This is a genomic window from Mucilaginibacter sp. 5C4, assembly GCF_034345625.1.
GTDB classification, from domain to species: Bacteria; Bacteroidota; Bacteroidia; order Sphingobacteriales; family Sphingobacteriaceae; genus Mucilaginibacter; species Mucilaginibacter aurantiaciroseus.
In genome coordinates, this window is record NZ_CP133775.1 from 73,506 (window position 1) to 96,948 (window position 23,443).

Annotated in this window: 20 protein-coding genes and 1 pseudogene; 13 read left to right on the forward strand and 8 right to left on the reverse strand. The window is 43.3% G+C overall.

What is annotated here, in order from left to right; translation table 11 throughout:
- The first annotated feature begins 135 nt into the window (after positions 1-135).
- Positions 136-918 (forward strand): 16S rRNA (adenine(1518)-N(6)/adenine(1519)-N(6))-dimethyltransferase RsmA, encoded by a 783-nt coding sequence (rsmA, locus tag RHM67_RS00335; RefSeq protein WP_322229469.1) that lies wholly within the window; start codon positions 136-138, stop codon positions 916-918.
- Here the strand turns inward: rsmA and RHM67_RS00340 are convergent.
- Entirely contained in the window at positions 915-1,478 is a 564-nt protein-coding gene (locus tag RHM67_RS00340; RefSeq protein ID WP_322229470.1) for a hypothetical protein, read from the reverse strand. The two genes, rsmA and RHM67_RS00340, sit on opposite strands and share 4 nt — an antisense overlap.
- Positions 1,479-1,647: 169 nt before the next feature.
- Here RHM67_RS00340 and RHM67_RS00345 point away from each other — a divergent pair, with 169 nt between their 5' ends.
- The 3 genes from RHM67_RS00345 to RHM67_RS00355 all read left to right on the forward strand — a co-directional run bounded on the left by RHM67_RS00345 (position 1,648) and on the right by RHM67_RS00355 (position 3,830).
- Positions 1,648-2,586, forward strand: coding sequence for a 2-hydroxyacid dehydrogenase (locus RHM67_RS00345; RefSeq protein ID WP_322229471.1), 939 nt, complete (start codon positions 1,648-1,650; stop codon positions 2,584-2,586).
- 264 nt (positions 2,587-2,850) lie between these two features.
- Entirely contained in the window at positions 2,851-3,324 is a 474-nt protein-coding gene (gene greA, locus RHM67_RS00350; RefSeq protein ID WP_322229472.1) for a transcription elongation factor GreA, read from the forward strand.
- 98 nt (positions 3,325-3,422) lie between these two features.
- Positions 3,423-3,830: an HIT family protein gene (locus tag RHM67_RS00355; RefSeq protein WP_322229475.1), complete on the forward strand. Its 408-nt coding sequence runs from the start codon at positions 3,423-3,425 to the stop codon at positions 3,828-3,830.
- A gap of 91 nt (positions 3,831-3,921) precedes the next feature.
- Here the strand turns inward: RHM67_RS00355 and RHM67_RS00360 are convergent, their stop codons facing one another.
- The gene (locus RHM67_RS00360) at positions 3,922-4,857 is read right to left on the reverse strand and encodes a hydrogen peroxide-inducible genes activator (protein ID WP_322229477.1); all 936 of its coding nucleotides are present in this window, start codon (positions 4,855-4,857) and stop codon (positions 3,922-3,924) included.
- A gap of 91 nt (positions 4,858-4,948) precedes the next feature.
- On the opposite strand from RHM67_RS00360, the gene RHM67_RS00365 reads away from it, so the two are divergent.
- Positions 4,949-6,442 carry a catalase gene (locus RHM67_RS00365; protein ID WP_322229480.1) on the forward strand — a complete coding sequence of 498 codons (1,494 nt, stop codon included), beginning with the start codon at positions 4,949-4,951 and terminating at the stop codon, positions 6,440-6,442.
- 85 nt (positions 6,443-6,527) lie between these two features.
- Here the strand turns inward: RHM67_RS00365 and RHM67_RS00370 are convergent, their stop codons facing one another.
- The 4 genes from RHM67_RS00370 to RHM67_RS00385 form a co-directional block, all read right to left on the reverse strand.
- Positions 6,528-6,659: a hypothetical protein gene (locus RHM67_RS00370; RefSeq protein WP_256474523.1), complete on the reverse strand. Its 132-nt coding sequence runs from the start codon at positions 6,657-6,659 to the stop codon at positions 6,528-6,530.
- Positions 6,660-6,837: 178 nt separating this feature from the next.
- Complete coding sequence (gene glmS / locus RHM67_RS00375; protein WP_322229483.1) at positions 6,838-8,673, reverse strand: glutamine--fructose-6-phosphate transaminase (isomerizing); 1,836 nt, start codon at positions 8,671-8,673, stop codon at positions 6,838-6,840.
- Between the two features lie 142 nt (positions 8,674-8,815).
- Positions 8,816-10,186 (reverse strand): DUF4270 family protein, encoded by a 1,371-nt coding sequence (locus RHM67_RS00380; RefSeq protein WP_322229486.1) that lies wholly within the window; start codon positions 10,184-10,186, stop codon positions 8,816-8,818.
- Between the two features lie 15 nt (positions 10,187-10,201).
- Positions 10,202-11,026, reverse strand: coding sequence for a glycogen/starch synthase (locus tag RHM67_RS00385; protein ID WP_252758557.1), 825 nt, complete (start codon positions 11,024-11,026; stop codon positions 10,202-10,204).
- Between the two features lie 156 nt (positions 11,027-11,182).
- Here RHM67_RS00385 and panC point away from each other — a divergent pair, with 156 nt between their 5' ends.
- From panC to RHM67_RS20555, 3 genes and pseudogenes are all read left to right on the forward strand, one after another.
- Positions 11,183-12,013 (forward strand): pantoate--beta-alanine ligase, encoded by an 831-nt coding sequence (gene panC, locus RHM67_RS00390; RefSeq protein WP_322229488.1) that lies wholly within the window; start codon positions 11,183-11,185, stop codon positions 12,011-12,013.
- 107 nt (positions 12,014-12,120) lie between these two features.
- A complete protein-coding gene (panD, locus tag RHM67_RS00395; RefSeq protein WP_252758559.1) occupies positions 12,121-12,471 on the forward strand; it encodes an aspartate 1-decarboxylase in 351 nt (116 codons plus the stop codon).
- A gap of 410 nt (positions 12,472-12,881) precedes the next feature.
- Positions 12,882-13,258 (forward strand): annotated as a pseudogene (locus RHM67_RS20555) (recombinase family protein); the annotation flags it as partial.
- A 211-nt stretch (positions 13,259-13,469) separates the two neighbouring features.
- Here RHM67_RS20555 and RHM67_RS00400 read toward each other — a convergent pair.
- Positions 13,470-15,056, reverse strand: a complete 1,587-nt coding sequence (locus tag RHM67_RS00400) for a carboxylesterase/lipase family protein (RefSeq protein WP_322229491.1) — start codon at positions 15,054-15,056, stop codon at positions 13,470-13,472.
- 933 nt (positions 15,057-15,989) lie between these two features.
- On the opposite strand from RHM67_RS00400, the gene carB reads away from it, so the two are divergent.
- Positions 15,990-18,806: a carbamoyl-phosphate synthase large subunit gene (carB, locus tag RHM67_RS00405; RefSeq protein WP_322229494.1), complete on the forward strand. Its 2,817-nt coding sequence runs from the start codon at positions 15,990-15,992 to the stop codon at positions 18,804-18,806.
- Between the two features lie 85 nt (positions 18,807-18,891).
- Entirely contained in the window at positions 18,892-19,584 is a 693-nt protein-coding gene (locus tag RHM67_RS00410) for a hypothetical protein (RefSeq protein WP_322229497.1), read from the forward strand.
- 191 nt (positions 19,585-19,775) lie between these two features.
- On the opposite strand, the gene RHM67_RS00415 is transcribed toward RHM67_RS00410, so the two are convergent.
- The gene (locus RHM67_RS00415) at positions 19,776-20,240 is read right to left on the reverse strand and encodes a DUF4920 domain-containing protein (RefSeq protein ID WP_322229498.1); all 465 of its coding nucleotides are present in this window, start codon (positions 20,238-20,240) and stop codon (positions 19,776-19,778) included.
- Positions 20,241-20,371: 131 nt separating this feature from the next.
- Between RHM67_RS00415 and RHM67_RS00420 the strand changes: the two genes are divergently transcribed.
- From RHM67_RS00420 to gcvT, 3 genes are read left to right on the forward strand one after another with little or no spacing between them, the layout of a single operon-like run.
- Positions 20,372-20,989, forward strand: coding sequence for a ribonuclease HII (locus RHM67_RS00420; protein ID WP_322229499.1), 618 nt, complete (start codon positions 20,372-20,374; stop codon positions 20,987-20,989).
- Between the two features lie 38 nt (positions 20,990-21,027).
- Complete coding sequence (locus RHM67_RS00425; protein ID WP_322229501.1) at positions 21,028-22,221, forward strand: glycosyltransferase family 4 protein; 1,194 nt, start codon at positions 21,028-21,030, stop codon at positions 22,219-22,221.
- Positions 22,222-22,275: 54 nt separating this feature from the next.
- Positions 22,276-23,355 carry a glycine cleavage system aminomethyltransferase GcvT gene (gene gcvT, locus RHM67_RS00430; RefSeq protein WP_322229503.1) on the forward strand — a complete coding sequence of 360 codons (1,080 nt, stop codon included), beginning with the start codon at positions 22,276-22,278 and terminating at the stop codon, positions 23,353-23,355.
- Positions 23,356-23,443: the final 88 nt, after the last annotated feature.

Consider the following 23,443-nt stretch of genomic DNA (forward strand, 5'->3'; position numbering starts at 1 on the left):
AAAGGGTTATTTTTTAATTAGCTTTGTGCTATAAGCCTTTAGCTTAGCGCCCAACATGCAAATAAAAAGATTTTAAGTTTATAATTTCTGATTAAAGCACAAATATGCCGTAATTTGCTCAAATAAAAACGGATAATGACATTAGTAAGGGCAAAAAAACATCTGGGGCAACACTTTCTTACTGATAAAAATATCGCGTCGAAAATTGTGGACAGCCTACGCCCCGAAGGCAAGTACAAACAAGTATTGGAGGTTGGCCCCGGCATGGGCATCCTGTCTGATTTCTTATTGCAAAAGCCCGAATACGAAACTTTTTTAATTGATATCGATACCGAATCATACATCTTCCTGAAAAAGAAATATCCTGATTTAGGCGAAAGGCTAATAAACGACGATTTTTTGGAACTGGATTTTAAAGCAAAGTTTGAGAGCCAAATGGCCGTAATCGGTAACTTTCCTTACAATATATCCTCCCAAATTCTATTTAAAATCTTAGAGCACCGCAACCAGGTGCATGAGGTTGTAGGTATGTTCCAGAAAGAGGTAGCCGAGCGCTGTGCATCAAAACCCGGCAGTAAAGAGTACGGCATTCTGAGCGTATTCCTCCAAGCATACTATAAAGTAGAATATTTATTTACAGTGAAAGCGGGTGTGTTTAACCCACCACCAAAGGTATTATCTGCTGTTATCCGCCTTACCCGCAACGAAACCGCCGACCTGGGCTGCGACGAAAAACTATTTTGGCAGGTTGTAAAAGCAGGCTTTAACCAGCGCCGTAAAACGTTACGAAACGCAGTATCGTCACTCATTAACAAGGAAAAGATGGTCGACAATAAAACCTTGGATCTGCGTGCCGAACGCCTGAGCGTTGCTGACTTTGTGAAACTGACGAATGAGGTAGCGGAGAACAGGAGCTAAACCATGGGTACAATCACCCGCTTATCAACCCTGTTAATTTCCTTTACTTTTAGCGCCATGCGTTTTACAAAAACGTAGTTTGCCGTGCCACCAATTACAGCGCCCACAACCGGCACTAACCTTTCGGCTGCGCGTACGCCAAATGCAAGTAACAGCTTTTCGGCAATACCTTCCATCATACTTTTGGTAACGGCTACGCCTGCTTCAATTTTAAATGAAGTGGCAACCAGGTGCATAAATTCGTCAAAGCCAATTTTATAGCTGCCCTTGGCGTAATACATAATAGCCATAGTAACCCTAAATTGTTGGGTTATGAGGTTTACAAAATCTACAGGCATACCTACCAGCATGGTCATTAAACCACCGCTGCCGGCTATTGCGCCACTGCCTGCTGCAATATAAGCACATTGGTTAATGAACTTATCCAAGCCCCTCTTATCAACGCTTTTTTTAATGCCTACCTGGTCTATCTTTTCAAAGATATGTTTAAAGCCATCATGTGATAGCCTGTCTACATATTGCTTTATGTCGCTGCGGGTATTTTTAAATGGAGATATCATGGTAGAATGTATAAATGGAGTATTGCTATTTACGTGCCAAGATTGGGCCTCACCCTGCCCTCTCCTTTGGAGAGGGTTTATTCTGCAGATGTCATATTTTAAAGTCTTCTCCTTTGGAGAGGATTTAGGTGAGGCTTTTTCTTAATTTTGCCATTAAACACATATACCCTTGAAAAACTACATCCTTATAGTCGACGATCTGCACCCGGCCTTTATGGAACAGGCCGAAGCCCTTGGCTTCACCTGCGATTATCAACCCAATATGAAACTGGAAGAAGCTTTCGCTATCATTAATAATTATGATGGACTGGCTATCCGATCCAAATTTCAGGTAGATAAGGCTTTTATTGATGAGGCTAAAAACCTGCGCTTTATTTGCCGGGCTGGGGCTGGGATGGATAATATTGATGAAGATTATGCTATTGCCAAAGGCATCGAACTGATCAACGCCCCCGAAGGTAACATGGATGCCGTGGGCGAGCATGCTATGGGTTTGCTGTTATCATTAATGAATAACATTAATCGCGGCGATGCCGAGATCCGCGACGGTAAGTGGCTTCGCGAGGAAAACCGCGGGCATGAGCTTAAAGGCAAAACCGTGGGCATTATTGGTTACGGCCACATGGGCAGCAGCTTTGCCAAAAGGTTATCGGGGTTTGGTGTGCTGGTCATCGTTTATGATAAATACAAAACCGGCTTTAGCGACCAATATGCCCGCGAGGTAAGTATGGAAGAGATCGTGCGTACCAGCGATGTGCTGAGCCTGCATATCCCGCTTACTAAAGAAACCGATGGATTGGTGGATGACGAATACTTGTTCCATTTTAAAAAGCCTATATTTTTCCTGAACACGGCCCGTGGCAAAGTGGTGAAAACACAGGCGGTACTGAACGCCATTAAACAAGGTAAAATAATAGGCGCGGGGCTGGATGTGCTGGAGGTAGAGAAATTCCCGGCATTAGCCGAACAGCAATGGTTTGAGGAACTGCGCCTAAGCGACAGGGTGATATTAAGCCCGCACGTAGCCGGATGGACGTTTGAGAGCTACCGCAAAATTAGCGAAGTAATGGCTGCCAAGCTAAAAGAACTTGGGTTGATTGGTGAGTAGTTGATTAGTGAATGGTTTTAATCGGTGAAATTTATCCCGACCAAATCAGGTCAATCGGTGTAATCAATTTAAAATCGGTGCAACAAATAATTTGGATTTTAAAATTTATTTATATTATCTTCGTTTTACACTAAACAAGACTATGCAGGCAAAGGCCCACGTAGTCTTGTTTGTTTTTAAGGCCATCACGCTCTTCTATAGAAAAAGTAGGGGGGCGGTTTTTTTTGGCTCGAACTGATAACAAATACTAATTATAATTGTGTTATGGCAGAGGTATCTTACTATACCAAAGAAGGTTTAGAAAAATTAAAGGAAGAGTTACAATACTTAAAAACTACAGGCCGTTCTAATATAAGCGCTGCTATAGCAGAGGCACGCGATAAAGGCGATCTTTCTGAGAACGCCGAATACGACGCGGCTAAAGAAGCGCAAGGCTTGCACGAAGGTAAAATATCGCAAATGCAGGAAAACCTTGCAAACGCACGTTTGCTTGATGAGTCGAAACTGGATTCTACGAAAGTTTTAGCGCTGTCCATCGTAAAGATCAAGAACGTAAAAAGCGGCGCTACCATGAGCTACCAGCTGGTATCGGAAAGCGAAGCGGATATGAAAGCCGGCAAAATCTCGGTAACATCACCCATTGCAAAAGGCTTGCTGGGTAAATCGGTAGGCGAAGTAGCCGAAATAACCGTACCCGCAGGTAAAATAGAATTTGAGGTAATGGAAATTAGTAGATAGTGAATGGGTGATTGGGTGAGTGGTTCTTATTAGCTATTCACTAAATCTATTCAATTCTTTTAACTATTCACCACTCACATAATCAACCACTCAACAACATGAGCATCTTTTCAAAAATCATATCAGGCGAAATAACGGCGCATAAAGTGGCCGAAACCAACGAATTTTTGGCGTTTTTGGATATCAGTCCGCTGGCCGAGGGGCACGTATTGGTAATCCCTAAAACAGAAGTTGATTATATTTTTGACCTGGACGATGAAGTTTATATAGGCTTGCAGATGTTCGCCAAAATTGTGGCAACAGGTATCAAGAAAGCCATTCCGTGCAAAAAGGTTGGCGTTGCGGTGATAGGGTTAGAAGTACCCCATGTACACATCCACCTGATACCGATGAACCAGGTTGATGATATGAATTTTTCGCGCCCTAAGCTTTCGCCAACCGCAGATGACCTTGCTGGAACAGCTTTGAAAATTGTTGAAGCATTAAGGGAAGTGACGAATAAGTAACCAGCCTGTCCCGATTGTCATGGTGAGCCTGTCGAACCATTAGCAATTGTATAAGTCTTCGACAAGTTCAGACTGGCATTTGCATCGGTTACTAAACCTCCATTATCTCTTTCTTCTTTTTTGTCCGCAATCGTTTCGGTATAAAATCTAATATCTCAACCTTCAGGGCTTCTATCATGCGGCGTTTTAAAAAGTTGCGGTGTATCACGATGCTTACTTCGCGGGCCGGTTCGGGGCTTTTAAAATAGCGTACACGGTCGCGCTGGCGGTCGCTCATGTCGGCAAGGGCTAACTCGGGTAATATGGTTGCGCCGTTGTTCATATCCACCATGCGTTTAAGCGTTTCCACGCTGCCGGTATTATACTCAAAATGCTGGAAGCCCTTGGTGGCCTTTCGGCGCTGGCAAATGTTTAGCACCTGCTCGCGCATACAGTGGCCTTCGTTAAGCACCCAGATCTCTTCCATATCGATATCATCGGGGGTAATAGTTTTCTTTTTATAAAGCTTGCTATTTTTTGATGCGTAGGCTACAAAGTTCTCGTAAAATACAGGAATCTCCGTCAGGTTGCTTTCATGCAGCGGGGTTGATAGGATGCCGCAATCCAAAGTGCCCAGTTTTAACTGCTGGATGATCTGCTCGGTGGTTTGCTCCCAAACGATCAGTTTTACCTGCGGGTATTTCTCGATAAAGCCATTCAATATCTTAGGTAAGATATAAGGAGCCACAGTTGGGATGATGCCCACCTTCAATTCACCGGATAGCTCTTTTTGTCTGTCGGTAATAATTTCCTTTATCTTTTCGCTCTCGGCTAATAAAACCCTCGCCTGGGCTATGATCTCCTCACCAATTTCGGTAGGGATAACCGGCTGATGGCTGCGGTCGAAAAGTTTTACGCCGAGGGTGTCTTCCAGCTTCTGTATCTGCATACTAAGCGTAGGCTGGGTAACAAAACATTTGTTGGCGGCGGCCACAAAACTGCGGTATGTATCAACCGCTATCACGTATTCAAGCTGAGTTATAGTCATTATCAATATAATCTATCTAAAGATAGTAATTATTGATTTTTTCTATTGAAGTTTTTTATTGAAGTTTGAATTTTACAAAACTGTTACTCTCATGGAACATATAAAAAAGAAGCTTACCACTGCATCGGGCAAGCCTTATTCAGAAAACGAGAACTCTCAAACAATAGGACCTCGTGGCCCTATCCTTCTGCAGGATTTTATCCTGCAGGAAAAAATGGCCCACTTTAATCGCGAGCGCATCCCCGAACGTGTTGTACATGCAAAAGGCTCAGGCGCTTATGGCACGCTAACCATTACCCACGATATTACTAAATACACCCGTGCCAAAGTTTTTAGCGAGATTGGTAAAGAAACCCGCACTTTTCTGCGCTTCTCTACCGTTGGTGGCGAAAAAGGCTCTGCCGATACCGAGCGTGACCCGCGTGGTTTTGCCCTTAAATTTTATACCGAAGATGGTAACTGGGACCTGGTTGGTAACAATACCCCGGTTTTCTTTATAAAAGATCCTAAAAAGTTTGGTGATTTTATCCATACCCAAAAACGCGACCCATATACCAATTGCAAAAGCCCAACTATGATGTGGGATTTTTGGTCGCTTAACCCCGAGAGCCTCCACCAGGTAACTATCCTGATGAGCGACCGTGGTACGCCATATGGTTACCGCCATATGGACGGCTTTGGTAGCCATACCTTCTCTTTCATTAATAATGATAATGAACGCTTCTACGTAAAATTCCACTTTAAAACCCAACAGGGCATTAAAAATTTTACTGACGAGGAAGCAGGCGACATGCGCAGTAAAAATCCCGATTTTGCACAGCACGATCTGCTATCACATATCGACAATGGCGATTTCCCGAAATGGGACCTGAAGATCCAGGTAATGCCTGAGGCGGAAGCCGCTACCTATCATATCAATCCATTCGACTTGACAAAAGTTTGGCCGCACGGCGATTATCCGCTGATAGATGTAGGTGTTTTAGAGCTTAACGAAAATCCCGATAATTACTTTGCGCACGTTGAGCAGGCTGCCTTTGCACCCGCGCACGTTATAGATGGCATAGGCTACTCACCAGACAAGATGTTACAGGGCCGTATACTTTCTTACCCCGACGCGCAACGTTACCGCCTTGGGGCTAATTACGAGCAAATACCGGTAAACCGTTGTCCGTTTATGGTGAGCAATTACCAGCGCGACGGCCAAATGCGTGTTGACGGCAATGGTGGTAAAAACCCTAACTATTTCCCAAATAGTTTTGATGACATCCACGCCGACCCAAGCTATAAAGAACCAGCCTGGGATGTGAACGCGCAGGTTGCAGATTGGTACGACCGCAACGCCGAAGGCGAGAACGACCATTACACTCAGCCGGGCAACTTATACCGCCTGATGAGTGATGAAAGCAAAAAAGATCTGATCAAAAACATTGTAAATGCTATGAGCGGTATCGCCGGCCCTAAAAAAGACGAGATTACCAACAGGCAGCTTTGCCATTGGTTCCGCGCCGATATTGGATTAGGCATGGCCGTAGCACAAGGCCTGCAGCTTGACCTGAGCGAAACCATGAAGCATATGCCGGCTTAGATTTAGAGTCAGGACTACAAGAATCAAGAGACAAGAAAAAAATAGCGCTGATAAAAAGCCGCCCGTTAATTATCGGGCGGCTTTGTTATTTCTTAGATTTTCTTTTTGATGATGAAGCTGATTTAATACAGTTGGGCACTTTTTTGCCGTTCTTTTTCTTCATCCCTGCTATTTTGTAGCCCGCCCAGCATGGGCCACGTTTTCCCCGGTGTGCCATAATAATTAGATTTAATTACTAGGTTATTGCAAGGATTGTTCCAAGTTTAGATGTGAGATTTTAGATATGAGATGGAAAACCAAAAAATCAATCACAAAAAAATGTGAGATCCGAAACCCTGTTGATCTCAAATCTCACATCTAATATCTCATCCCGATAGCTATCGGGACTGAGTTTACTACTCTACCGTCACCGATTTCGCAAGGTTACGTGGCTGGTCAACATTACAACCGCGCATAACCGCTATATGGTATGATAAAAGCTGCAATGGTATAGTAGCCAATAACGGAACAAAAGTTTCGCCGGTTAAAGGTATTTCAATGATGTAGTCCGCCATCGCTTTAACCTCAGTATCACCTTCGGAAACAATAGCGATAACGTGCCCACCTCGTGCTTTTACTTCCTGGATATTACTTACCACCTTTTCGTACGATGAGTTTTTGGTAGCGATGAACACAACCGGCATGTCCGCATCAATTAACGCGATAGGGCCGTGTTTCATCTCGGCAGCAGGGTAACCTTCGGCGTGTATGTAGGAAATCTCTTTCAGCTTAAGGGCCCCCTCAAGCGCAACCGGGAACGAACTGCCACGGCCAAGGAACAAGCAATTGGTAGAATCTTTAAAACGCTCGGCAATGGCTTTAACCACATCGTTACATTTTAAGGTTTGCTCAACCAAAGCAGGTATCTCGTCAAGCTCCGTCAGGTATTCGACAAATTTGCTTTGGGTAATAGTGCCACGCTGCTGGGCGATGTAGAAGGCAATAAGCGTTAACACGGTAACCTGAGCAGTAAATGCCTTGGTAGATGCCACGCCAATCTCCGGACCGGCATGGGTATAAACACCCGCATGCGTAATACGTGGGATAGATGCACCCACAACGTTACAAATACCAAATATGGTAGCGCCTTTTTCTTTAGCCAGCTCAATAGCGGCCATAGTATCGGCAGTTTCGCCAGACTGTGAAATGGCTATAACCAGATCTTTTGAAGATATGATAGGGTTACGGTACCTAAATTCAGAAGCGTATTCAACTTCAACAGGTACGCGTGCAAATTCCTCAATTAAGTATTCGCCCACCAAGCCGGCGTGCCATGATGTACCACAGGCTACAATAATAATGCGGTCTATATTCTTTAATTTTTCAATATATTCTTTTATACCACCTAAGGCAACCAAACCCTGCTCAGGATAAATACGCCCACGCAAACAATCACGGATAGAACGTGGCTGCTCGTAGATCTCTTTAAGCATAAAGTGGTCGTAACCGCCTTTTTCAAGCATTTCCAGCTTAAGCTCAAGCTCCTGTATGTATGGGGTTTGTATGGTATTGTCAATGTGTTTGATCAACAGGTCATCCCGCCTAACGTAGGCAATTTCGTTATCGTTTAGGTAAATAACGTTTTTAGTATACTCAACAATAGGCGTAGCATCAGATGCAATGAAGTATTCACCTTTACCAACGCCAATAACCATCGGGCTGCCTTTGCGGGCCGCTATCAGTTCATCGGGCTCATCCTCGCTCATAATAACAATGGCGTAAGCACCAACCACGCGGTTTAGGGCAAGCCTTACGGCTTCGCGCAGGCCAAGGCCGGTAACGTCTTTTATCTCTTCAATAAGGTGTATTAAAACCTCGGTATCGGTGTCGCTTTTAAATTCGTGCCCTTTTGATGTTAGGGCCTCCTTTAAAGTTGAATAGTTCTCAATAATACCATTATGGATGATGGTAAGCTTGCTATCACCTGATGAATGCGGGTGCGAATTTCTGTCGCTTGGGGCGCCATGGGTAGCCCAGCGGGTGTGGCCCATACCTACCGAACCGGCAAGATCTTCGCCCTCAACATAGGCTTCCAGATCACTCACCTTTCCGGCCTTTTTAAAAAGTTTTAAACCGTTATTTGCAAGGGCAATACCGGCACTGTCGTAACCACGGTATTCAAGTCTGTGAAGTCCTTTTATTACTATTGGATAGGCGTCTCTGAAACCTATATAACCTACTATGCCGCACATAAATAAATAGAATTTGTATTGTAATTAATAGAAATAGATGTGCGACAAAAGTAAGGAGATAAATAGCATTGTCAAGGCTAAAAATTAGATATAAGAAAAACACCTCAAATGAAGTGTTTTTAAATACCTTTAAAAAGTTTTTTTATTGATTTAGCTTAGTGTAAATAATATTAAGCTTAATATTATATGACGCGGCATCTTTACCACCAACAATGCTTCTTTCGGCGAAAGTTGCGGCAGGGCTGATGCTAATACCGGTGGTCACTGTAGGATCAACCGGGGCCAGGTAGGTGCCGTAGTCAATAGTTTTGCCGGCTATCAGATCCTGTAGAAAAGCAGTTACTATAAAGTGGTACTCACCTTTTGTAGCATTGTAATTACCACCAAAAACGGAAGCCCTTGGGTCGGTTGTTGATGCATCTTGTAGTGTTACACGCTGATGAGCAATATCATACTTGTACAACGTTAGCCTTTTGGCCGGCACGTAAGGAATGCCGCTTGTAGGTTTTAGAGTAACTACCAATTCGGCACGATTTATTACAACTTTGTTATTCTGAGCAGCAAAAATATTCTTTACATCGGGGAACGATATCTTAGCCCTTAAACCTGCAAGCCCCTGCAGATATACTAAGTTATCTGTTGAAGTACCGGCAATTGCTGCTTTAACATTAGCTGAGAAGGTATGCTTAATTTCGGTAACCGCTGTAGCAAACGGGAGGGATATGTTAGAGGTATCTATAACACCTGCATTATTACGACGGTAATAATATTGTACCCTTGCAGAGTCGAGCCTGAAAAATACATTGCCCCCAGCCCCTGCACTCTTACTAAGCGTTAACGACAAGCCATTAAATGTATTTTGAAAAACGGTGTTGTTGGCTAATGAAGAAGCGGGCGCACCAAAGAATGACAAATACATTGCACGGGGATCAAGCTTTACGCGTACCTGTGGCCTTACCTTCATAGGTGTATCTGCCCTACCTACCGCCATGCTTGTTATGAATATACTGTCGTTATACCGCGGTTTAAACTCTTTAGAGCCCAAGATGGTCGACTTTGATAGAAAGTGCTTGGTGTTATAATATGATTTTGTAGGAAAGATCCGCTCATCAAGCTGGCGCACGTCAACTTTAAAAGTTGATGCTGTGGAATCCCCGTAAAAACCCTTGGCTGCATACGGCAAAACCAAAACGGCAGAATCTACTGTAATTACGCCGGTTGGCACGGTATAAGCAACAGAACCGGGTAATGATAACACAGCCGCCGCACCAGCCTCTGTAAGGCCAAACTCCGGGTCTTCAAAATAAGCTAATGGCGACCTAATGCTTAAATTGTTGGTGATGATAGAATCCTCGTACGCGGTAGTAGCCACTACTCCATTGTTTGTTAATAGGGTACCGTTGATCTGGTTAGCAGGGTCAACATCTAAGCCTATACCATCCTGGGTTTTACAGCTATCTAAAATAAAAAGACTTATTAACAGGGTTAATAAGCCTAATTTGTAAAATTTCATATATAATTTTAAAGCTTAAGCAACATCCACCAATTGTTCGTTGGTGATTTCTTCGTAAAAATTGTAATAATTTTCGAAATCTGAAGTGGAAACGTATTCCATAACCGATTTATTGCTGTTTTTAACATTATTTAACACATCTGCATCAATATCGGCACTGCCTAACACAATACCATCGCTGTAATGGATAGCACCTGCATACATTGCTGTGTTGGTACCCTCTTTGTAAACTTCGGTGTTAGCCTCTGTCATATCGCCCATTACGGCTTTACGCGCAAAATCGGCATCCATTTTCTCGGTAAACTCATTCCCGTAGATAGAGTAAACAACTTTGGAGTTTTTAAATGTTGGGTCGTCCTTGTATGTTGTTTTTAAATAAGCGGGCACTAAAGCGCTCATCCAGCCGTGGCAATGGATAACATCCGGCGCCCAGCCAAGTTTTTTAACGGTTTCTAAAGCACCTTTGCAGAAGAAGATCATGCGCTCATCGTTATCGGCATAAAATTTACCGTCTTTGTCGTTAAACACATGCTTGCGTTGAAAATACTCTTCATTATCTAAAAAGTAAACCTGCATACGCGCTGCGGGGATAGAAGCTACCTTGATGATCAGCGGATTGTCGTTATCATTAATAATGATATTCATCCCTGATAAACGGATAACTTCATGTAAACGGTTCCTGCGCTCATTAATGTTCCCGAAACGTGGCATCAAAATGCGGATCTCGAAACCCTTATCCTGCATAGCCTGCGGGAGTTGGCGCGTTATCTCAGCAATTTTTGTAAGTTCAAGAAAGGGAGACATTTCATGAGTTATGAACAGTAGTTTTGATTTACCCATCACTAATCTATTTATAATATGTATAAGAAGTTCAAAAAATTTGAGTTTGCAAATATAAGCATTATTATATGAACTGGCAACCACTTGTGCAACAGCGTTTGGTAGTTTTTAAGTAATTGTACACCTTTGCCAAATTTTTGCAATCTTTATTTTAGTTTGAAAACATTTACCACCCGCCGGGCTATCCGCGAATATTTATCTGCACAAGGCGCTGCAACCATTGGCTTTGTGCCCACTATGGGCGCGTTGCATAATGGCCACCTATCGCTAATTGCGCAGGCAAAGCAAGCCAATGATATTACCGTTTGCAGCATATTTGTAAACCCCACCCAGTTTAACGATGCCAAAGACCTTGAAAAATACCCCCGCCCTATTGAAGCTGATATGGCCAAACTGGAGCAGGCCGGGTGCGACATTTTGTTTAACCCCGCGGTTAATGAGATGTATGACGATAATGAGCAATGGCATTTGAATATAGGCCGGCTGGAGTATTTACTGGAGGGCGAATTTAGGCCCGGCCATTACCAGGGCGTTATGCAGGTGGTATTTAAGCTGCTTGACATAGTTAAGCCAACTAACCTCTACATGGGGCAAAAGGATTACCAGCAAATTATGGTGGTTAATAAAATGATAGAACTGCTAAACATCCCCGTAAACATGGTGATGTGCCCGATAGAGCGCGAAGCCTACGGTTTAGCCATGAGTTCGCGCAATGTTCATTTAACCGCCGAAGACAGGCAGCATGCACTTGTTTTATCAAAAACACTAAATTGGGTAAAGGATAATTTTGACAGAGATAACATAACTGAGTTGCAACAGCAAGCCATGGACAAATTAGCTGCTGAAGAGGGTGTTGAGCCGGAATACTTTAGGATAGTGGATGGCAAAATGCTATTGCCTGCCAGCGAAAATACGCAAATCATTGTCGCCCTTACCGCAGCCCGCGTAGGCAAAACAAGGCTGATAGATAATGTGTTGATTAGATAGGTAGTAGTTGATGGTTAATAGATCATTGAACCATCATACCGCTATTACAAACGCGAAACATTACCATCAACTATGAACCATCAACCAAATATTCCTACCTTTGCACCATGATTATTGAGGTATTAAAATCAAAGCTTCATCGCGTTAAGGTTACACAGGCCGAATTGAACTACGTTGGCAGTATAACTATTGATGAAGATCTTATTGAAGCGGCTAATATCATCCCGAACGAAAAGGTGCAAATTGTTAACAATAACAACGGCGCCCGTTTCGAAACCTACGTTATTAAAGGCGAGCGTGGCAGCGGCACCGTATGCCTTAACGGCGCAACCGCGAGGCTTGCCCAGGTTGGCGATATCGTGATCATAATGTCGTACGCTTACATGGAAGCCGATGAGGCCCGTGCCTACGAGCCAATATTAATATTCCCTGACGCGAATAATAAACTGATAAGGTAAATTGATAGCATCTTAAGCCTGCTAACAAAGCGCCTATTTCTAATTGATTTTCTTTTATCTTACTACTTTTGCTTGCATTGCTGAGCGCCAGAATATCTAGTTTTTTTAGGATGATGGTCGGTAGGTAAAAAGCAAAGACAGTGCTAATGAACGAACCTAATTCAGGCTTGATAATCTACAACGTGATTGAGTTTTACTCAAACAGTTAAAAAAGTTAATTGGTACATCAAAAGTTATTGAGTACAATTATTTTGATGGCATTTGCCTGTCGTTTTACTAAAACCGAAAAAGAAAAACAGCAGAAACCCATGTAGATGGATGGCATTTAAAAAGTCACGACAGCTACTATTCAAATGGTAACTTATATATCCATAGGAAGATCACGACTATAGAAGAGACATCTCCGAGGGAAACTTGCCCGACTGGGCAGGTCTTTGAAACACTTATTGGAATTGACATCTTATTTTGAGAAGAAAGGAGTCGGGCTGATAACGTTAAATGACCCCATCGATACGACCACAGCCCAGGGAGATTGATTTTAACATCTTCGCTTGCGAAGCGAGAGTAATTGATCAGGGAACGGACAAAGCCCGGTCTACAAGCAGCCCTAGCCCGTGGAAGAAAAGGAGGCAGAAGCAAAGGTTTGTCGAAAGAGGCCAAGCGTACAGCCATGCTTGCGCAAAGCTTATATAATGAACGAAAACCAGGAGTAGATGCTATTGCCAAACAACTTTTGATTTCTAAAATGACCCTTTATAAATATCTAAGACACCAAGGGGTCAAAATTCATGGGAAAGTTTAGAAGGTGTTCATAGTGCCGTAAAGGCTTATTTTAATTGACTCATAGTGGGCTTTTATAAACGGTATCGTTTTTGAACCATTTTTAAAGCTATCTGCATTTAAAGAAGAAGTACCAATTGCCGCAAAGCAATTTAATCACTTTTACTTTCCTCAATTTCGGGCAATAAGTAGATGGGTTTTGGAACTTTTCAATTTATTTATTTGTCCCTTACTCCATCCCATGCTGACAGTATTTTAGCATGGGGGTTAGTTTGCAATACCCATGTTTTATTTATAAGCATAGTTCTACGCTGTTTATTGTCATAGGCTTCCCAGCCGGGGCTCCCGGTTTTAGCAAATTGAACCCATGCATCCTGCATTTTGTTAGCTAACTCTGCTGGTCCGCCATTTGGGCCAAGCATACCTCTTTGTCCTGTCACTATATCCAGATTATTAAAAACAAAAGGAATTTCCACGCCATGATAAGCGCCATAAGTTCCATTAGCAACGGATGATGGCCATGCAAATTCATACATGTATGTTTTTCCTATAAGTGCGTGCGCATTTGCGAAACGTATGGAAGGAACCTGTGCCTGATACGAGGTGAGCACCGCAGAAAACAGTTCTCCGAGGTTTTTTTTGGGATATTCTTTTTTATATATTGAGATCAATTTTGCCGGTGCAGGATGTACCTTTTTGACTGCAAAATTCAATATTAAATTTAGTTTTATTTTCTTGAGTACACCCGTAGGCACCAAAAAATAATTCATCTCGTCTGTATTGTACCCAATCAATAGATTGTAATCGCTCCCAGCACCATTACGTGCATTTGCCAATGGCACTTTTGGAACGATATCTTGATCAATTACCGGAAAATAAAGACTTACCCCACCAGAAGGATCTGAAAAATCTTCCGTTTCAAGTTTTACCATTTTTGGAGTTACTTTAGGTTGGTATGCCACCAATTGCTCGGGTGTAAATTTCATGTAAGCTTCTCTAGTGTTTTTTATGTGAAGCGTTGTTGCATATTTTTTCGCGATCCGGTCTGCCTGTTCACCGCTCAGTACTGCCTGACCAGATCCACTTTGCATAATAGCGTTTTTAAATAAGCCTTTGGCAGCAGGGCTTGTTACCAGTACGCCCACACTTATTGCCCCGGCCGATTCTCCAAAAACAGTGACATTACTGGGATCCCCGCCAAAAGCTTTAATATTTTTCTGCACCCATTTCAAGGCTGCTATCTGATCACGTATACCAATATTGGTAGGCACACCATCTATTTTCAGAAACCCTTCAATGCCCAGGCGATAATTAAAAGAAACAAGCACGACTCCTTTTTTAGCAAAACTAGTTCCATCAAAAATAGGCACATTGCTTGTACCCAAAACAAATGCTCCCCCATGAATATAAACCATCACCGGGAGGCGGCCAGTTTTTACATTGGGAGTCCAAACATTCGTGGTAAGGAAATTATCACCTTTAACCCAACCCTCTCCAAATGTGGGCTTTCCATCAATATCCGCATCTTTAGTCGTAGGAAATGGAGCGGTTGGTCCGGAAGCGATTGCATCTCGTACACCTTGCCATGGCGTAGGTTTTACCGGAGCCGCAAAGCGAAGGTTACCAACGGGCGGAGCAGCAAACGGTATGTTTTTAAAAATGTAAACGCTTTTATCAAACTTGCCACGAATCTTGCCAGCTTCAATATGCAAAATAGTGTTATCTGTTGAATAACTTTGCGCCTTTGCCGAGTAATACGCAAACAGTACAAATGTGGCAATAAAAAATAAACTACTTTTTTTCATGACGAATATATTATTGTGCTTTTTATTATTTATTAATTTTTCACTGCTATTGCATTACCAAATATAAAATAATCCTTGACGTATACCCAGTCCTTAACAAACAACGGAAATCTTTTTATTTGGGACCACCTGAATATTGAATGAACTTGCCGAAGAGCTTGTAAGGGTGTAGTCACTCTGGCCCCGTTAACAATAAAATACTTGAAGTCCGGATTGCGGTTATTAAATATTTGAGGGTAACGGAAACGTGAAATAAAAAAATTTAAAATACTTTTCATGAAATCGTCTTGGCTAAATTCACGAATTCGTTTTAACCGTTACACAGAATAACAATATTAAAACATACTAGAATGGTGTATTAACGTCCGAAAAGGCCGTTGTTAATGGCGCAAGTACCACTTATACAGACAGGTTAGTTATGCCAAAATTTGTTAATAGTGAACATAAATTCGGTTAATTTCTGGCCACGACAATTAAATATCCTGCAAAAGAGAGGGAGAAAGTTATTCAAGACCAGATTGTTTTAAAATTCATGGTTGAAAACGACGAAAAACTCACCAATTTTATAATTCTACGTTCACCAAGATATTAGCTGCTGAAGCCATAAGGGCGCTGGGACTTAGTCCTGATTGGGATACAGGCTATATGTATGGTGTTCCGTCACGAATAACATACACCTTACCAATAAACTTTAGAATGGCTAATGAATAAAACCATGCTTAATGGGAACGCTTTACTTATTATTTAATTCTCTATTTAATTTATAAATTAAAATCCCCTAATCTCTACAAATTGCTATCTTTGCACCCCGACGCTGAAGTCGGGATTTTTCGCCTTTCAGCGCATAGAAATTAGTTAATAGTTGATGGTTAATAGTTCATGGCAAAACAAAACTATGAACAATGACCCATCGGCCATAACCCACAAAGTGCTATGCCCAGAGATACTTCCATCAAATCCGTTTTAATTATTGGTTCGGGCCCTATTATTATAGGCCAGGCGTGTGAGTTTGATTATGCCGGTTCGCAGGCTGCCCTTTCGTTGAAAGATGAAGGCATCACCGTATCCATCATCAACAGCAACCCCGCCACCATCATGACCGATAAGGTTATTGGCGACCATGTTTACCTGCTGCCACTTAATGTGGAAAGCCTTGAGAAAATACTCATCGAACAGAAAATTGACGCCGTACTGCCTACTATGGGTGGCCAAACCGCGTTGAATCTCTGTATAGAGGCTGATGAGCAGGGCTTATGGAAAAAATACGGGGTTAAAATTATAGGGGTTGATATTGCCGCTATCGAAAAAACAGAGAACCGCGAAGCCTTCCGCCAGTTAATGGTTGATATAGGCGTAGGGGTTGCTCCCTCAAAAATTGCCAACTCTTTTCTGGAGGGTAAAGAAGCCGCGCAAGAAATTGGTTTCCCGCTGGTAATTCGCCCAAGCTATACCCTTGGTGGTAAAGGCGCAGGCTTTGTACATAAAAAAGAGGAGTTTGACGCTGCTTTAAGTCGCGGCCTGCAGGCATCTCCAACCCACGAGGTTTTGGTAGAGCAAGCCGTTTTAGGGTGGAAAGAATACGAATTAGAGTTATTGAGGGACGGTAATGATAACGTTATTATCATCTGTTCTATCGAAAACTTCGACCCAATGGGTATCCACACCGGCGACTCGATAACCGTGGCCCCGGCCATGACCCTGAGCGACCGCTGCTACCAGGAAATGCGTAACCAGGCCATCAAAATGATGCGTGCCATTGGTAACTTCGCAGGTGGCTGTAACGTACAGTTTTCTGTCAACCCGGCAGATGAAAGCATTATCGCTATCGAGATCAACCCTCGTGTATCGCGCTCATCAGCATTAGCATCAAAAGCAACAGGTTACCCAATTGCCAAAATAGCTGCAAAGCTGGCCATTGGTTACAACCTCGATGAAATAGAGAACCAGATCACCAAAACAACTTCGGCTTACTTTGAGCCAACTTTGGATTATGTGATCGTGAAGATTCCCCGCTGGAACTTCGATAAATTTAAAGGCGCTAACCGCGAACTTGGCCTTACCATGAAATCGGTAGGCGAGGTGATGGGTATTGGCCGTAGCTTTATAGAAGCTTTACAGAAGGCTTGCCAGAGTTTAGAGATTGGCCGTGCCGGCCTTGGTGCCGATGGCCGCCAAAGCCGCAACCTGGACGAGATTATGCATAGCCTGGAGCATCCAAGCTGGGACAGGTTGTTCCACATTTACGATGCCATGAGCCTGGGTGTGCCAATAGAGTCTATCCGTAAGGTAACTAAGATCGACCGTTGGTTCCTGAACCAGATCCAGGATGTAGTGAATGTAGAAACTGAACTGCGCCGTTACTCGCTAAATAACATTCCAGAAGATTTCTTCTTCACCCTTAAACAACGTGGTTTCTCGGATACACAAATTGCCTACGTTTTAGGGAATGTAACCGAAGAGGATGTTTACCAGCGCCGCAAAGCACTGGGTATAAAACGTGTTTACAAAATGGTGGATACCTGCGCGGCTGAGTTTGCTGCCAAAACACCGTACTATTACTCAACTTACGAAGGCGAGAACGAATCTATCGTATCTGATAAAAAGAAGATCATCGTATTGGGATCGGGCCCTAACCGTATTGGCCAGGGTATTGAGTTTGATTACAGTTGTGTGCATGGTTTATTGGCCGCTAAAGAAAGCGGTTACGAAGCCATCATGATCAACTGTAACCCTGAGACCGTATCTACCGACTTTAACATGGCCGACAAGCTGTACTTTGAGCCCGTTTTCTGGGAGCATGTACGCGAGATCATCGACCTAGAGAAACCGGAAGGTGTGATTGTACAGCTTGGTGGCCAAACAGCCCTTAAAATGGCCGAGAAGCTGCATGAGCATGGCATCAAGATCATCGGTACATCATTCAACGATATGGATACTGCCGAAGACCGCGGCCGTTTTAGCGATCTGTTAAAAGAATTAGAGATCCCTTACCCTAAATACGGTGTTGCAGAAAGTGCAGAAGAAGCACTGGTTGTAGCGCACGAAGTAGGCTACCCGGTATTGGTTCGCCCAAGCTACGTGCTTGGCGGCCAGGGCATGAGCATCGTAATAAACGATGAGGACCTGGAGAAAGCTGTGGTAAACCTGTTGAAAAATTTACCCGGAAATAGGGTACTAATTGACCACTTCCTGGATCGCGCTGCCGAAACTGAGTCGGATTCTATCCACGATGGAGAGGATGTGCATATTATTGGTTTGATGGAACACATTGAGCCTGCCGGGATCCACTCGGGAGACTCTTTCGCGGTATTGCCACCATTTGATCTGAGCGATAATGTTATCCAGCAGATGGAAGAATATACTGCCAAAATAGCACGTGCCTTAAACGTTCGCGGCTTGCTTAATATCCAGTTCGCGGTTAAAGAAGATAAGGTATTTGTGATAGAGGCAAACCCGCGTGCATCACGTACAGTGCCGTTTATAGCTAAGGCTTACGATGTACCTTACATAAACATTGCCGCCAAAGTAATGCTTGGCGTTAACAAACTAAAAGACTTTACCATTGAGCGCAAGCTTATAGGGTATGCAATAAAAGAACCTGTATTTTCGTTTGATAAGTTCCCGGAAATAAACAAAGAGTTAGGCCCCGAAATGAAGTCTACCGGCGAGGCGATCAGGTTTATACCCGACTTGCAGGACCCGTATTTTAGGCACCTGTATAAAGAAAAATCAATGTATTTGAGCAAGTAATTCAAAAACTGGCATCAGTTTTGAATTTAAGGTTAGCGCCGTATATTTTTGTGGCGGCTAAATGGTTTAATTTAGTACTATAAGATTGAAAGTTAGTTTAAAGAATACGCCGGTCGTTAATCTGAGCAATATCGACCCGGAGGATGTAAGTGATGTTTTGTTAAAGATCGAAAGATCGTTCAATATCCGGTTCACAGACGAAGACCTTACCCACGTAAAAACTTTTGGCGCCATGTGCGACATGGTTGTAAATAAGGTTAAACAAGTTCAAAGTGACAGTTGCACTACACAGCAGGCTTTTTACAAATTGCGTAATGCAATTAACGCTAAAAAACCAATTGAGAAATGCGACCTTAAGCCACAAACTAAACTGTGCGAGCTTTTCCCACGCGATAACCGCATAGAGGTTGTTGCCGACCTGGAAAACGAGATGGGTTTACACATGAACCTGCTGCGCCCCAAACCGGGTGTGGTATGGGCATTTTCCATAGCACTTTTGGCCTCTATTACCATTAGCTTTATGTTTGGTATAATTGGTTACATAGGTATGGTAATTTCTATCACAGGCTTAATATTGGCAGGCAAATTTGGACGCGAGCTTAAGGTAAAAACCCTTGGCGACCTGTCAGAAAAAATTGCCCGCGAGCATTTTCTTAAATGCCGCCGCGACGCTTCAACCGTTAACCGTGCCGAAGTAGCAGATAAAGTAAAAGAATTATTTGCCGATTACCTTCATGTTGAACCGACATCTTTAAGAAAAGAAGCAAGGTTTGCGTAATGAATATTTGAGATAGCGATGGGTTTGATACCATCGCTATTTTTTTAAAATCGCACCCACCGCGTCATTGCGGGGGGCGATATCGACGTGGCAATCTTCGATAGTTATGAAGCAGAATTTCTATTGAAGATTGCCACGCTACACTCGTAATAACGAGCGGGGAATACGGGAATTAGATTGCCCCCTGCTAACTACCTATCCACCATCAAACCCCAAACTTCAAATGTTATCCTCGCTTTGGGATTTACTTTTTCCTGATGCTGTTTACTGCCAACTACCGTATCCCCGGCAAAGTGTTGCATATCATCGGCAATTAAAGCGCGTTGGGCTACGCCTTGTATAATTACGCCGCGGCCTTTTAATTGGGTTGGCAGGGTGATGTTGTAGTTTTTAAAATGTGCGGCAATGATCTTTCCGCCGCCGGCATCCATTTCAAACCAGCCACCTTTTTCTTTGGTGACACGGATGAGTGTGCCTGTTAAGGCTGTGGTTTGCCTTATTTTCTTGCCCATAAAGTTTTCGATCTTTGTGGCAGGAACGGGTGCTATACCATTTGGCTTATCGCCAAACACCATACCATGTGGCAGGTGCACATGCTTTTGAGCAAAGCCAGCAAAGCCGCAAAAAATAAAAAAGGCGAATACTATTTTCTTCATTACCCTGTTTTAACATTCTTAGTACTTGTTAGTTTGAAATATTTAGCCTCAAGGCTTTATTTTTCAATAGCTATTGGGCACAGGCCACTTATTTTAAGATATTTGTACTATAGCAAGAAAAGAGCGAACGGATGTTATTAGCAAGTTACCAACACGAATTTATTGAAGCGGGATGTGACGAGGCCGGTCGTGGCTGCCTTGCCGGGCCTGTATTTGCTGCGGCCGTTATTTTGCCGCGCGGTTTTGACCACCATTTGCTTAATGATTCTAAACAGCTTACCGAAGACGTGCGCTACCAGCTTCGTGAAGAAATTGAAGCAAAAGCTATAGCCCACGCCGTTGCCTGGTGCGATAATATCGAGATAGATGAGATCAACATCTTGAATGCGTCCTTCCTGGCGATGCACCGCGCTATTGATAAGCTGCTTTGCATCCCCCAGTTTTTAATTATCGATGGTAACCGCTTTAACAAATACCGCGAAACACCACACCATTGTATTATAGAGGGTGATGCCAAATACTTCAGCATCGCGGCAGCATCTATCCTTGCCAAAACCTACCGCGATGATTATATGAAGCAAATTGCATTAGAGCACCCCGAGTACGAATGGCACAGCAACAAAGGCTACCCAACCATCAGTCACCGTAAAATGGTGTTGCAGCATGGGCATACGCCATATCACCGTAAAACTTTTAAGGTAACCCAGCCCCCGGTACGTATTTCTAAAGAGATAATTGATAAAGCTTAAAGGGTTTTATACATTTGGCTAACCAATTACGCTAACGCTTGAGGATATTAATATTAACGCACCGCGCACCGTTCCCGCAGAATGGCGGCTACCCTATTGTGGTAGGCAATACCATAAAAGGTTTGGTAGCGCTTGGGCATGATGTTACGCTGATATCCCTCAACATAAAAAAGAAAAGCGCACCGCGGGAGCGCGATGAGCTGCTCGAAAAAATAAATTATACCGAGTACGACATTGATACCCGCGTAACCATGATAGAGGCGGTGAGCAATCTGTTCACCAATAACTCTTACAATATTGATAAGTATTATAATGCCGGGTTCGAAAAGTTACTGTTCAGGAACTTGACGGATAATAAGTACGACATCATCCAACTGGAAGGCATCTTTGTAGCGCCTTACCTCGATATCATCCGCAGGAACTCTAAAGCCAAAGTAATTTTCAGGGCGCATAACATCGAGCACCAGGTTTGGCAAAAGCTTGCCCGGCAAAAAAGCGACCCCTTTAAACGATGGTACCTGAGATTACTTGCCCGACGCATTAAAAACTACGAGCTGGAATTGCTAAATAAATTTGATGGTATAGTAGCATTTACCGAGCAGGATAAAACTTCTATACTGTCATTCGGCACTAAAATACCGCTTACAGTTTTGCCTATCGGGATAGACCTGTCGCTATACAAACCAGACCATTCTAAAGAAGACTTCCCGAGCCTTTTTTTCCTGGGCTCACTCGATTGGTTACCCAACCGCGAGGGAATAGAATGGTTTATCGATAACTTCCATAAGGACCTTACCGACGGCGACCTGAAAGCTAAATTCTATGTAGCCGGCCATAACATCCCCGAGCAGTTTGACGATTATGAGGTGCTGGGCAAGGTGTTCATTCATGGCGAAGTTGACGATGCATTGGAGTTTGTGAACAGCAAATCTATCATGATAGTGCCGCTCCTTTCGGGTGGTGGTATGCGGGTGAAGATAGTGGAAGGTATGGCCATGGAAAAATGCATCATCTCTACCTCACTTGGTGCCGAAGGGATCAACATCCAGAATGGTAAAAATATCATCATCGCTAATGATACCGACGAGTTTCACAATGCCATGCGTAAATGCATTACAGATGAACATTATTGCCATGAGATTGGCCGCAATGCCCGGCGCCTGATAGAGCAGCAGCACGATGTAAATACCATAACACATCAGCTTGCCGAATTTTATCAATCAATTATATAATCTGCCTGGGTACTACAGCTATTTTGCTATTTTTGCCCCGATATAATTTTCACCATGAAAAATACAGCTTTAACTCAAGTACATACTGACCTGGGCGCCAAAATGGTGCCGTTTGCCGGCTACAATATGCCCGTACAATACGTTGGCATCAATGCCGAACATGATACCGTGCGCAAGAGCGTAGGTGTATTTGATGTGAGCCACATGGGCGAATTTATTTTGAAAGGCGATAAAGCGCTTGACCTGATCCAGCGTGTTACCAGCAATGATGCCTCTAAACTATATGATGGCAAAGTGCAATACTCTTGCCTGCCAAACGAAGATGGCGGTATTGTAGATGACCTGTTGGTTTACCGCATGGATGAGAAAACATACATGCTGGTTGTTAACGCTTCAAACATCGAAAAAGACTGGAACTGGATAAGCAAATTTAACACTGAAGGTGTGGATATGAAAGATATCTCAGACCGTACTTCGTTACTTGCCGTACAAGGCCCTAAAGCGGCTGACGCGTTGCAAAGCTTAACGGACATCGACCTGGCTTCGATGGAGTATTATACTTTTACAAAAGGCAAATTTGCTGGTATTGATAATGTGGTGGTATCCGCAACTGGGTATACCGGTGCAGGTGGCTTCGAAATTTATTTTGATAACGAGCATGCCGATTTCATCTGGAGCGAAGTGTTTAAAGCAGGCGCGCCTTTCGGTATAAAGCCAATTGGCTTAGCTGCACGCGATACCCTGCGTTTAGAGATGGGCTTCTGCCTTTACGGAAACGATATTGATGATACCACATCGCCATTAGAAGCCGGTCTTGGCTGGGTAACTAAATTCAGCAAGGCGTTTACCAATTCAGAGGCCCTGCAACAACAAAAAGCAGCAGGTGTAGAACGCAAGTTAATTGGCTTTGAAATGATAGATCGCGGCATCCCACGCCACGATTACCAGATAGTTGACGCCGATGGTAACGTTATTGGCAAAGTAACCTCGGGTACCCAATCGCCATCGCTGCAAAAAGCAATCGGCCTGGGCTACGTAAAAAATGAATTTGCCAAAGAAGGCACCGAGATCTTCATCCTTATCCGCGATAATAAAGTAAAAGCGCAGGTTGTAAAACCACCGTTTTATAAATAACAGGGCTTTGCCCGTCATTGTATCATTAGGTAATTGCGTCATTTTTTTGACCGATGACCTAATGTTTTTCCAATAACCTAATGACACA